Origin of the sequence: Paenibacillus salivarius (assembly GCF_051307165.1) — a bacterium.
Taxonomy (GTDB): Bacteria; Bacillota; Bacilli; order Paenibacillales; family Paenibacillaceae; genus Fontibacillus.
Genome location: NZ_CP195592.1, coordinates 3,421,127 through 3,432,591, shown reverse-complemented (window position 1 = coordinate 3,432,591; position 11,465 = coordinate 3,421,127). Strand labels below are relative to the sequence as shown.

Genomic DNA, 11,465 nt, shown 5'->3' with positions numbered 1-11,465 from the left:
ACGGGTCCCCCCGCCAGTAGAGCGCATTAAAAAATGTTGCTATGTACGGCCAGATATGATAAAATTCTTTTTGTTGTGAATTCGGTGGTCCGCTGCGGATGATGAGGGAAAACATCGGGTTTTCCGGAAGAGGCATGAACACCTGAGTGGAAGGAGGGAGTCATAGATGAATATCGTTCAAGCGATTACGCAGGAACAACTTCGCAAAGATATTCCGAGCTTTCGTCCTGGTGACACTTTGAAAGTGTTCGTTAAGGTTATTGAGGGATCTCGTGAACGTATCCAATTGTTCGAAGGTGTTGTTATCAAGCGTCGTGGCGGTGGAATCAGCGAAACTTTTACGGTTCGTAAAATTTCCAACGGTGTAGGCGTGGAAAGAACTTTCCCGCTTCATTCCCCGAAAATCGATAAAATCGAAGTGGCTCGCCGTGGTAAAGTGCGTCGTGCGAAGCTGTACTATCTTCGTGAACTTCGCGGTAAAGCAGCGAGAATTAAAGAAATGCGTCGTTAATTTATTAACGATCAGGGGGGCTTGTTTGATCAAGCCCCTTTACTATTTTTAAAAACATGGTTTCGCTACATATTTTATAGACAAAGAGAGGTCAGGATCCATGGAGCATCAAGTACATTCTGAGCAACCTGTTCAATCGGAACAATCGCAGGACCCGCCCAAGAAGGAAAAAAGCGAGGCCTTGGAATGGTTGAAAGCCATCGTCATCGCCGTCGTGCTCGTTCTCCTGATTCGCTGGCTTTTCTTCGCTCCGTTCATCGTTGACGGGCCGTCCATGCAGCCGAACTTCCATACGGGAGAGCGGATTATCGTGAACAAAATCCTTTATGACATCCGTGGTCCGAAGCATGGGGAAGTTATCGTGTTTCATGTGCCGACCGAAGGACGCGACTTTATTAAACGGGTGATCGGAGTTCCCGGCGATACCGTCAAGGTTGAAGGGGATACGGTTACCGTAAATGGGCAAGTTGTTGAAGAAAATTACATTCAAGATGTATTGAATGAAAAACATAATAATAATGAACTGTATAATACGGAAAGCAATTTTCCGAATGATATAGTTACGGAGGGCACCGTCCCGGCGGGACACGTATTCGTGCTTGGCGATAACCGCTCCAACAGTACGGACAGCCGCCGAATCGGATTTGTGCCTTACAGTGACATTATCGGACGTGCGGACCTTGTGTTCTGGCCTCTGAAAGATGTCGAATTCATTAAACATTAACTGACATCCGGTTGGGGATCTAATCGGGAACTAGAGGTGAGAAGGCATGACAATTCAATGGTTTCCCGGACATATGACCAAGGCGCGCCGGCAGATTCAGGAGAAGCTGAAACTGATCGATGTGGTGATCGAACTGGTGGATGCGCGCCTGCCGTTATCCAGCAGAAACCCGATGATCGATGAGATTTTGCAGGGGAAGCCTCGGCTGATCGTATTGAACAAGAGCGATCTGGCCGACCCGGTGGTCACGAGGCAATGGATCGATCATTTTAAACAGGAAGGTCATCTGGCCGTTCCTGCGGACGCTTCAAGCGGACAAGGGATAAAGGAAATTCCCGTGCTGGCAAGAGAACTGATGAAGGAAAAAATCGAAAGGCAGTTGGCCAAAGGAATTAATCCGCGGGCAGTTCGGGCTCTGATCGTAGGAATTCCGAATGTCGGCAAATCGACGCTAATCAACCGGCTGGCCGGCCGCAATATCGCGGCAACCGGGGATCGTCCGGGTGTAACCAAGGCACAGCAGTGGATCAAGGTCGGGACGGAAATGGAGCTCCTGGATACCCCGGGGATCCTGTGGCCTAAGTTTGAAGATCAGAATGTCGGATATCGCCTGGCGTTGACGGGGGCGATCCGCGAAGAGATTTTAAATGTCGAAGATATCGCTTTTTTCGGCGTGAAATATTTGGCGAAGTATTATTGGGACCCGTTAAAGGAACGCTTTGACCTGAAAGAACAACCGGAGGATTTTGAAAATCCGAATGAAATCGTTGCCGTGATGGAGGAGATCGGGCGCAAACGCGGCTGCATTGTCAGCGGGGGGCGTGTCGACCTTGAAAAAGCCTCGGGTATTTTACTCAGGGAGCTCCGGTCGGGGAAATTAGGCAGATATTCGCTCGAAGCACCGTATTAATTTATGGGAAAGCGCAGGATCCTCGGATTCTGCGCTTTTTTATTTCGTAGATCGATAGACGGTTTTCTTATTTCGAGAAAAGTAGGATAATGGAAGTGCGCCGTAAGTCATAATTTCCGTAGAATCTTTGGAATGCGAGAAATATCCTTTCAAAAATAGAAGGAAGATGCCGATAATAAAAGTGAGGCAGTTAAAATTTAAGACTTTCCGATTTTATATAGAACCGGGTGCCAGAGTTACCAGAATTAACCTTGATGAAAATTGACAACGAAAGTAAACTTATGCGAAAGGTTTGAATATGAAGGAGGAAATATGAGCGATCTGCTGATGTATGAAAATCAATATTGGCAATCTTACCAAAACATCGCGGGAATTGATGAAGTAGGCCGGGGATGCTTGTTCGGTGACGTGGTTGCAGCCGCCGTTATTTTGCCTCAAGGATGGGTACTCGAAGAAGTCAACGATTCGAAAAAGCTAAGCGAAAAGAAGCGGGAAAAGCTTTATGACGTCATTATGGAACAGGCTGTTGCGGTCGGCATAGGATTCGTGGATGCGGAAACAATAGACCGGATCAATATCAAGCAGGCAACGCGCCTAGCGATGAAGCAAGCGGTAGAGAAGCTGGCCGTAAGGCCGGACTACTTGCTGATCGACGCCGAGAAGGTGGATGTGCCGATTCCACAGCTGTCGGTGATCAAGGGAGATGCGACCAGCCAATCGATCGCGGCTGCGTCGATTATTGCCAAGGTAACCCGGGACCGGCTTTGTAAAGGGGAATGGGATGCGCTTTATCCGGAATACGGGATCGGGATACATAAAGGATATGCGACCAAACTGCACAGAGAGCAGATTCTGGCTTTGGGACCGACTCCGATGCATCGCAAAAGCTTTATGCGGAACTTATATATAGAAGAACAAACTTTGATATAACGTACCCGCCCATAACGAGGCGGGTTTTCCATATCAAACATGGGCGGAAGTGGGAGTGAAATCATGAATATCGGACCATTGCTTCGAAATATGATGGGAGAGGTCAAGCCGGGTGCGCCGAAAACACTGGAATTGAAAGCGGGACAGGTTGTCCGGGGAACCGTGCTTAGCGTTTCGGAGGACGGACAGGAAGCGGTAATTCAGGTTCAGGGGGTCAAGCTGCATGCCGCCCTGGAAACTCCGCTTCGCGAAGGGCAAACGACGCTGCTGCAGGTGCAGCCTCAGACCGGTGACGGGTTGATGAAGCTGAAACCGATCCAAACGTCGCAGACGGGTGCATTATCGCCCGCATCATTGGCAAGCGCCTTGGAGGCATTGGGTCTGGAGGACACTTCCGCAAATCGGGAAATGCTGCAACTGATGCAAGCGAACGGAATTCCTTTAACGAAGGAGAATGCTTCCCGGTTACTGACCCTGACGGCGGCCAAGCTACCCACCATTCCGCTGGGCGAATGGGTCCATGCCGCAAGCATTGCGCTCAACCGGGGCTTGCCTTTGACGGCGGAGACTTTGACGGGACTGCATCAAGCCGTTTTTGGTCCGCCGTTGCATACGTTGCTGGCTTCGCTGGAGGAGCAGCTTGGCAGCTTGCTTCAGCAAGGCTTGCCCGAAAATCCCGGGGCTGCCGGAGCGAAGGAAACGAACATCCAGGGAGGATCGGGGCAACATCCGGCAGGACCCGGAGGAACGGGCACCTCAGGCGGAAGCGCGGCTGCGGGTTCTTCGGGTTCTTCGGGTTCCCTAGGTGCCTCTGGTACCGGGGAAATAACAACGGCTGTTCCGGCAGGTTCAAATACGGGGTCCGCAGGAGCCGCGGGGCCGCTTTCCGCAGGAACGGGGGCGGCAGGGTCGGCGCAGGCACAAGCTCAGGCCGGATTAGGGCAAGCCTTGGTCCAGACGGATACCGGAAGTTTGGGACAATTGCTTGTCAAGCTGCAGCAGGTGCTTGACGAGCTGAAAGGGGCCTCGCAGCCTGGCGGCGCGGCCCCGGGTAGTCCGGCCTCCGCCTCGGGCGAGGCCGGGAACGCGGCCGCCGGCGGCGAAGCGCCGGCGCGGGGGAATGCCGCCGCCACCGCCGGAGCGGCGGCTAGGGGCGAAGAGCCCGCAGGGCCTTCGCCGCAGTCGCGTCTCGCCCCCATGGCGGAGCCGTGGGTGGGACGCGTGCTCAAGCTGCTCGGTGCGGAGCACGAGCAGCAGGTGCTGCGCGCGGCCACGCCGGAGGCGGGGCGCGCGCAGTGCGGCGCAGCCTGCATCCGCAGGCGCTGCGCCCGGGGCCGCCACGGGCGGCCCCCTGCCCGGCGGCGGGCCTGCGGCCGCGCCGGGAACCGCGCCGCCGCGCGCCGACGCGGCCGGCGCCCCTGCAGCGCCAAGCGGCGCGGCGGCAAACCATGCCGCAGCCGCAGGCGCCGGAGCCGTGGCCAAAGCCGCACCCGAGGCGGCGCCTTTGGCCACGGGCATGGCAGCGGCACAGGCGGATGCCGCCGTGCCGGGAACGGAACCCGCGGCGGTTCAAGGAACATCCGCCCGCGATACCTTAAAAGGCCTGCTGCTGCAAATCGCCGCAGCGGATCAGCTACCCGCCCCTTTACAGGAGGCGGCCAAGCAAATCCTGCACCAGCTTACTGGCCAGCAGCTGCTGTTGACGACGGACCGGACCGCCCCGTTTGCGCAGGTCACCATGTTCCTGCCGATCATCGGCCCGGACGGGGAGCAGACCGCTTCGGTCCAAATCGAATCCCGGCGCGGGCGCAAAGGCGAATTGGATCCGTCGAACTGCAGACTCTGGTTCGATCTGCAGATGAAGGCGCTGGGCCAAATCATGGTGGACGTGCAGGTGGCGGACCGAAAGGTGCTGCTGAAAATATTCAGCGAGCAGGAAGCGGTCGGGGCCTTCCTGGAATCCCGACAACCGGAAATCGAAGAGGCGCTGGAATCCGCAGGATATATGCTGTTACAGATGAAGGCCGAACCTTTGCTTCCGGCCGAACAGGGCGAGAAGAACGGGCCGGAGCTGGGCTCTTCCTTGTCTTATGCCCCGAATGCATATAAAGGAGTGGACTACCGGGTATGATGGAACAAGACAAAGAGCGCCCGCCCGGATTGAAAAAGGCCGTCGCCCTGAAATACGAGCCGCTGCAAAATGAAGCTCCCGTCGTAGCCGCGAAAGGCACCGGCCTGCTTGCGGAAAAAATTCTCGAGCTGGCCAGGGAGCACGATATTCCCGTCCAGGAAGACGCCGCCCTTGTCGAGGTACTCTCCAAGCTGGATTTGGACCGCCAAATCCCTCCGGAGTTGTACACGCTGGTGGCGGAGATATTAAGCTTCATCTACCGTTCCGACAAGCTGGCGGAAAGAGGACTGAAACGTGAATAATAAGGATACCGGAAAAACGGCGCCGACCCGTAAGCCGTATGGAGACGATCGTAAAGCCCGGGGACGGCGGGCCGAACAAATTGCGGCCGATTACTTGGTCGCTAACGGGTATGCGATCCTGGAGCGGAACTGGCGCTGCCGTACCGGCGAACTGGACCTCATCGCCATGCAGGGGGACAGTTTGGTCATCGTCGAGGTACGCAGCCGAAACGGAAAGTCGGCGGCTTTCGGGACCCCGGCCGAGTCGATGACTCCGCGCAAGATCAGGCAGGTCCGCGAGACCGCAGCCGTATATCTCCACATGGCAAATAAGAGCGGCGCCAAAATCCGCTTCGACATGATCGGCATCATCCTACAACCAGACGGGGAGCCGGAAAATATAAACCACATCATGGCCGCGTTTTAACCGGGTGAATATCGTTCGGCGGATTCCCCGCACTGTCCGTTTAGAAGGAATTTCTCCCGATAAATAATTTGATTTTGCCGATTTTTCAATTGAGGTGATATTTCGTTAAATTAGCGGGAGAAAATCCATGAAAGAAAGTCGCGTGCTAGCGGATCAACGGAATCAAGACACAAAATCCTGGTTCCGCTGGTCCAGACAGCGGTATTGGATCGCTTCCGCGACATGGGCCGCCATGATTTGCGGCGCTCCTTCCAGATCGGCGATCGTCCGCGCCAGCTTGATAATTCGGTCATAGGCCCGCATGCTTAAGCCCAGGGAGTCAAAGGAAGCCTTTAACAGCCTGCCGGCTTCCGGATGAAGGTGGGCAAAGCGGCGCAAGGCGCTTCCGGACAGCTCGCTGTTACGGGCGATGCCGGTCCCTTGGTAACGGGCAAGCTGGATTACTTCGGCCTTGGCTACCTCGCTTCTCATTTCAGCCGTGGAAAGCGGGCTCCGATCTTTTTGCCAGTTCAAGGGACGAGGCACTTCCACATGCATATCAATTCGGTCCAGCAGCGGGCCGGATATTTTTTCGCGGTATTGGGCGATCCTGTACGGAGTGCAGACGCATACCGGCTGCGGGGGCTCGGATCCGAGGTACCCGCACGGACAAGGGTTCAAACTTGCCGCCAGCAAAAAATGCGCCGGAAACGTAAACGACGCTCTGGAGCGGCTGATCGTGACGACGCGTTCCTCCAGCGGCTGACGCAGCACTTCCAGAACATGGCGCGAAAATTCCGGCAGCTCGTCCAGGAATAATACGCCTCGGTGGGCCAGGCTGACCTCGCCGGGTTTGGGGATGCTTCCCCCGCCGATCAGTCCGCCTCCGGAAATGGTATGATGCGGCGAACGGAACGGACGAACGGTGATCAGTCCGCTGTCCGGCTGCTTTAATTTGCCGGCGGCGCTGAAAATTTTGGTGACTTCCAAGGACTCGTCTGGGGAGAGCGGGGCAAGTAGACCGGGCAGACGGCGGATGAGCATCGTTTTGCCCGTTCCCGGCGGTCCGATTAGTAAGATGTTGTGCATTCCAGCAGCCGCAATCGTGAGTGCCCGTTTGATATGCCGCTGGCCGAGCACATCGCTGTAATCCTCCGGCAAAGGCGGCAGGGAAACGTTTGATCCGCAGGATTCGTCCGCACTTCGTTTCCGCTCCAAATGCATTAGCGAATGAAGCACGATTTGTTCGTCCTGTTTTGCATCGGTTCTCCAGCCGGGAACCAGCCTGCTTAAATGAGAGAGCCCGTAAACAGTAATTCCGTCTAGAAGCTGTGCTTCAGGCACATTTTCCTCGGGAACGAGGATGGCATCGAACCCGCCGCGGCGAGCCAGATCGGCCATCGGCAGGACGCCGGGTACCGGACGCAAAGCACCGTCCAACGACAGCTCTCCGATAACCAAAATTTTATGGTGTTCGGGCAGGAGGACTTGCCCGCTCGCGGACAGCAGTCCAAGCGCGATCGCCAAATCAAAGGCAGTCCCTTCTTTCCTTAGGTCCGCCGGCGCCAAGTTGATCGTGACCCGCTGCAGCGGGAACGAAAACCCGCAGTTTTTAATGGCGCTTCGGACCCGATCAACCGCCTCACGCACCGCGGAATCCGGCAGGCCGACCACCAGGGTCTGCGGAATGCCATTGGATAAGTCCACTTCTACCTCGATCAAAACCCCGTCGACCCCGTACAAACAAGCGCTGAATAATTTGCTGTACACAAAAAACACCCCTTTTCCTTAATAAAGCGGCGTAGTACCGCCGAGTCGGAGGAAAAAAGGTGCTTCCATATTTTCCGTATGCTCTTTGTCCGTATCTTAGAAGTTTCGCCCGAAAAAGTCAATATTGCGCAGACTGAATATGGCTTTGGGAAAAAAAGCAAGTCATTATCTCACTCAAGTCCCGGTTGTGGAAAAATGTCGATCCCTGCAAGAAAAAGAGCGTCACGTCTCGTAATCAATCTCGGAATGAGATTATATCGATATAAAAAAGTTGTGTATAAATGATGAACTTTTTAAGGAAAGCGTTTTAAAAACATGATACAATAATTTGGGTTTTACTATATATTATACTTCCAATACCGCCTGTTGATAGGAGGATTCCAAGCATGAATATCCATGAATATCAAGGAAAAGAAGTCCTGAAGCAGTACGGAGTAGCCGTTCCTGAAGGACGAGTGGCATTTACGGTTGATGAAGCCGTGGAAGCGGCGAAAGCGCTAGGCAGCCCGGTCGTCGTCGTCAAGGCGCAGATCCATGCGGGGGGCCGCGGGAAAGCCGGTGGCGTCAAAGTGGCAAAAAACCTGGATGAGGTCCGCGAGTTTGCGAACGAAATTCTCGGTAAGGTGCTGGTCACTCACCAAACGGGGCCGGAAGGCAAAGAAGTCAAACGCCTGCTCATCGAACAAGGATGCGATATCAAAAAGGAATACTACGTCGGCGTCGTTGTCGACCGGGGAACCGGACGCGTCGTCATGATGGCTTCTGAAGAGGGCGGTACGGAAATCGAAGAAGTAGCGGCGCATACGCCCGAGAAAATTTTCAAAGAAGTGATCGATCCGGCGATCGGGCTGCAAGCTTTTCAGGCCCGCCGTTTGGCGTTTGCGATCAATATTCCGAAAGAGCTGGTCAATAAAGCGGCCGGTTTTATGCTGTCATTATACGAAGCGTTTATCGATAAAGATTGCTCCATCGCGGAAATCAATCCGCTTGTCGTGACCGGAGACGGAAACGTTATGGCGCTGGACGCCAAATTGAACTTTGATTCCAACGCGTTATTCCGTCATAAAGACGTTTTGGAGCTGCGCGATCTGGAAGAGGAAGACGAGAAGGAAATCGAGGCCTCGAAGTACGATCTCAGCTATATCGCATTGGACGGCAATATCGGCTGTATGGTTAACGGCGCGGGCCTTGCGATGGCCACGATGGACATCATCAAGTATTACGGCGGCGATCCGGCCAACTTCCTGGACGTGGGCGGCGGCGCGACGGCCGAAAAGGTGACGGAAGCGTTTAAAATCATTTTGTCGGATGCGAATGTCAAAGGGATCTTTGTCAATATATTCGGCGGCATTATGAGATGCGACGTGATCGCGGAAGGGGTCGTCGAGGCGGCGAAGCAGGTCGAACTGGACCGTCCGCTCGTGGTCCGGCTGGAAGGCACGAACGTGGAGCTTGGTAAGAAGATTCTTGCCGAATCCGGCCTGGCCATCGTATCCGCGGATTCCATGGCGGACGGAGCGCAAAAAATCGTTTCCCTCGTATCCTGACGAACATATCCGTTTCTTAACGAAATCACCTTATCCAAGAAGGGGAGGCTCTTAAGCATGAGTATTTTGGTCGATAAAAATACAAAAGTCATTACCCAGGGGATTACGGGGAAAACCGCCCTGTTCCATGCCAAAGGGGCGCTGGACTACGGCACGCAAATGGTCGGAGGAACATCGCCGGGAAAAGGCGGCACCACGGTAGAGATCGGGCTTGAAAACGGTGAAACCGTCAGCCTGCCCGTTTTTAATACGGTCAAAGAAGCAAAGGAAGCGACAGGCGCGACGGCAAGCGTTATTTACGTTCCGCCGGCTTTTGCCGCGGATTCGATTCTTGAAGCGGTCGAAGCGGAAATGGAGCTTGTCATCTGTATCACGGAAGGCATTCCGGTGCTTGATATGGTTAAGGTTAAACGCTTTATGGAAGGCAAAAAGACGATTCTGATCGGTCCGAACTGTCCGGGCGTGATTACTCCCGGGGAGTGCAAAATCGGAATCATGCCGGGCTACATCCATCTTCCGGGACATGTCGGCGTCGTATCCCGAAGCGGAACGCTCACATATGAAGCGGTTCATCAGCTTACGACCCGCGGCATCGGCCAGTCTTCCGCGGTCGGCATCGGCGGCGACCCGGTCAAGGGCTCGGAATTTATCGATATTTTGCGGATGTTCAATGAAGATGAAAATACGTTTGCCGTCATCATGATCGGCGAAATCGGCGGGACCGCGGAGGAAGAGGCTGCGGAATGGATCCGCGACAATATGAAGAAGCCGGTTGTCGGATTTATCGGCGGCGTAACAGCCCCTCCGGGCAAACGGATGGGCCATGCCGGCGCCATCATTTCCGGAGGCAAAGGCACGGCCAGCGAGAAAATCGCCAAGCTGGAGGAGTGCGGAATCCGCGTTGCGCCGACGCCGTCCGAAATGGGAGCTACCCTGGTCTCCGTGCTTGAGGAACGGGGAATTTTGAACAGCTGTACGACACATTAAGAAAATTCTGGTATAATGAAGAAACAGGTAAGCAACCTTTTGTCCGATTTCGGATGGAGGGTTGCTTTTTTTTGTTTGAGTTTTACGACAAAGGAGACGATACGATGGACATGGATCAACGGGCGATAATGATCGGTCTGCATGAAAGTCCGGGACTCGGGTGGAAAAGAATTTCTCGAATCATCTCGAAGGATGACGACTGGGTGCACGCCCTCCGTTTCAGCCCCGGAGATTGGATGGAGCGAGGGCTCGACGCGGAATTGGCACTTCGCCTCACCGAGCGGTTTACGGCGGATTGGATCGGGGAACGCCTGGAACTGATGGATAAGAAGGGGATAAGGCCAGTCACGTTCTTCGATCCGGCATATCCTATATTAATGAAGGAAACAAGCAGACCGCCCTGGGTGCTCTACACGATTGGTAAAGTGGAGCTGCTCTCCCGCCTGTCCGTCGCGATGGTCGGGACACGTATTCCCACCGCTTACGGCCGTAAAATCGCCATATGGCTGACCGAGGAGTTATGCAGACATGGCGTGGCGATCGTCAGCGGGATGGCCAGAGGGATAGACGGCATAAGCCATGAGGCGGCCGTAAAAAGCGGAGGACCGACGATTGCCGTACTCGGGACGGCGATCGATACGGCTTATCCCAGAGAGCATACAGCACTCTATCGCCAAATCGCCGAAACCGGCCTGCTTGTCTCCGAATATCCAATCGGGACCAAAAGCAGTCCCGGCATGTTTCCGCAGCGTAACCGCATTATTGCCGGAATATCCCGCGGCACCGTCGTCGTTGAAGCCGACTTGCGAAGCGGATCCTTGATTACGGCCGATCAGGCGCTGGAGGAAGGCCGGGACGTGTTCGCCGTTCCCGGTCCGATCACTTCCCCGAAGAGCAGAGGAACGCTGGGGCTGATTAAACAGGGCGCGAAAATGGTGCTGGAACCCGGCGATGTTTTGGAGGAATATGCAGCCTGGATCAAGGAGCCTTTTCCGGAAACGAAGACTTTGGCAGAAATAAACGAGTTGACAATGGACGAGCGCCGCATATACCATATGTTGGAGCAGGGAGCCTTGTCTTTTGAGGAATTGATGAACTCGTCCGGGTGGGATTTTGGACTTTTACATTCAGTTCTGTTATCTTTAATCATGAAAAAAGCGGTGGTACAGTTACCCGGCTCCGTTTATAAGATGATATAGTCCATTCCTATCCGAGAGTGGCTTTTATTAAGACTATATACATGCATGTGTCGTTTGAGAGGAGGATGA

At 54.4% G+C, this 11,465-nt stretch carries 11 protein-coding genes; 10 read left to right on the top strand and 1 reads right to left on the bottom strand.

The features are described from left to right. Positions 1 to 166 precede the first annotated feature (166 nt). From rplS to ACSFXJ_RS15630, 7 genes are all read left to right on the top strand, one after another. The gene (gene rplS / locus ACSFXJ_RS15660) at positions 167 to 511 is read left to right on the top strand and encodes a 50S ribosomal protein L19 (RefSeq protein WP_435921268.1); all 345 of its coding nucleotides are present in this window, start codon (positions 167 to 169) and stop codon (positions 509 to 511) included. 100 nt (positions 512 to 611) lie between these two features. After that, positions 612 to 1,235, top strand: coding sequence for a signal peptidase I (lepB, locus tag ACSFXJ_RS15655; protein WP_435921267.1), 624 nt, complete (start codon positions 612 to 614; stop codon positions 1,233 to 1,235). Positions 1,236 to 1,281: 46 nt separating this feature from the next. Beyond that, the gene (ylqF, locus tag ACSFXJ_RS15650) at positions 1,282 to 2,145 is read left to right on the top strand and encodes a ribosome biogenesis GTPase YlqF (protein WP_435921266.1); all 864 of its coding nucleotides are present in this window, start codon (positions 1,282 to 1,284) and stop codon (positions 2,143 to 2,145) included. 312 nt (positions 2,146 to 2,457) lie between these two features. After that, on the top strand, positions 2,458 to 3,075 hold the full coding sequence (locus ACSFXJ_RS15645) for a ribonuclease HII (protein WP_435921265.1): 618 nt from the start codon (positions 2,458 to 2,460) through the stop codon (positions 3,073 to 3,075). A 63-nt stretch (positions 3,076 to 3,138) separates the two neighbouring features. Further along, positions 3,139 to 5,184: a flagellar hook-length control protein FliK gene (locus ACSFXJ_RS15640; RefSeq protein ID WP_435921264.1), complete on the top strand. Its 2,046-nt coding sequence runs from the start codon at positions 3,139 to 3,141 to the stop codon at positions 5,182 to 5,184. A gap of 18 nt (positions 5,185 to 5,202) precedes the next feature. Continuing rightward, positions 5,203 to 5,508, top strand: coding sequence for an EscU/YscU/HrcU family type III secretion system export apparatus switch protein (locus ACSFXJ_RS15635; RefSeq protein WP_435921263.1), 306 nt, complete (start codon positions 5,203 to 5,205; stop codon positions 5,506 to 5,508). After that, positions 5,501 to 5,914, top strand: coding sequence for a YraN family protein (locus ACSFXJ_RS15630; protein ID WP_435921262.1), 414 nt, complete (start codon positions 5,501 to 5,503; stop codon positions 5,912 to 5,914). The genes ACSFXJ_RS15635 and ACSFXJ_RS15630 overlap by 8 nt, the downstream gene beginning before the upstream one ends. A 162-nt stretch (positions 5,915 to 6,076) precedes the next feature. Here the strand turns inward: ACSFXJ_RS15630 and ACSFXJ_RS15625 are convergent, their stop codons facing one another. Further along, positions 6,077 to 7,663 (bottom strand): YifB family Mg chelatase-like AAA ATPase, encoded by a 1,587-nt coding sequence (locus ACSFXJ_RS15625; protein WP_435921261.1) that lies wholly within the window; start codon positions 7,661 to 7,663, stop codon positions 6,077 to 6,079. 386 nt (positions 7,664 to 8,049) lie between these two features. On the opposite strand from ACSFXJ_RS15625, the gene sucC reads away from it, so the two are divergent. From sucC to dprA, 3 genes are all read left to right on the top strand, one after another. Beyond that, on the top strand, positions 8,050 to 9,210 hold the full coding sequence (gene sucC, locus ACSFXJ_RS15620; protein WP_435921260.1) for an ADP-forming succinate--CoA ligase subunit beta: 1,161 nt from the start codon (positions 8,050 to 8,052) through the stop codon (positions 9,208 to 9,210). Positions 9,211 to 9,267: 57 nt separating this feature from the next. Then, positions 9,268 to 10,197, top strand: coding sequence for a succinate--CoA ligase subunit alpha (sucD, locus tag ACSFXJ_RS15615; RefSeq protein WP_435921259.1), 930 nt, complete (start codon positions 9,268 to 9,270; stop codon positions 10,195 to 10,197). Positions 10,198 to 10,307: 110 nt separating this feature from the next. Next, positions 10,308 to 11,396, top strand: a complete 1,089-nt coding sequence (dprA, locus tag ACSFXJ_RS15610) for a DNA-processing protein DprA (RefSeq protein ID WP_435925780.1) — start codon at positions 10,308 to 10,310, stop codon at positions 11,394 to 11,396. The last annotated feature ends 69 nt before the right edge of the window (positions 11,397 to 11,465 follow it).

Coding starts and splice junctions, on each gene's coding strand:
- rplS (WP_435921268.1), top strand. CDS start 167: ATGAATATCGTTCAAGCGATTACGCAGGAACAACTTCGCAAAGATATT.
- lepB (WP_435921267.1), top strand. CDS start 612: ATGGAGCATCAAGTACATTCTGAGCAACCTGTTCAATCGGAACAATCG.
- ylqF (WP_435921266.1), top strand. CDS start 1,282: ATGACAATTCAATGGTTTCCCGGACATATGACCAAGGCGCGCCGGCAG.
- ACSFXJ_RS15645 (WP_435921265.1), top strand. CDS start 2,458: ATGAGCGATCTGCTGATGTATGAAAATCAATATTGGCAATCTTACCAA.
- ACSFXJ_RS15640 (WP_435921264.1), top strand. CDS start 3,139: ATGAATATCGGACCATTGCTTCGAAATATGATGGGAGAGGTCAAGCCG.
- ACSFXJ_RS15635 (WP_435921263.1), top strand. CDS start 5,203: ATGATGGAACAAGACAAAGAGCGCCCGCCCGGATTGAAAAAGGCCGTC.
- sucC (WP_435921260.1), top strand. CDS start 8,050: ATGAATATCCATGAATATCAAGGAAAAGAAGTCCTGAAGCAGTACGGA.
- sucD (WP_435921259.1), top strand. CDS start 9,268: ATGAGTATTTTGGTCGATAAAAATACAAAAGTCATTACCCAGGGGATT.
- dprA (WP_435925780.1), top strand. CDS start 10,308: ATGGATCAACGGGCGATAATGATCGGTCTGCATGAAAGTCCGGGACTC.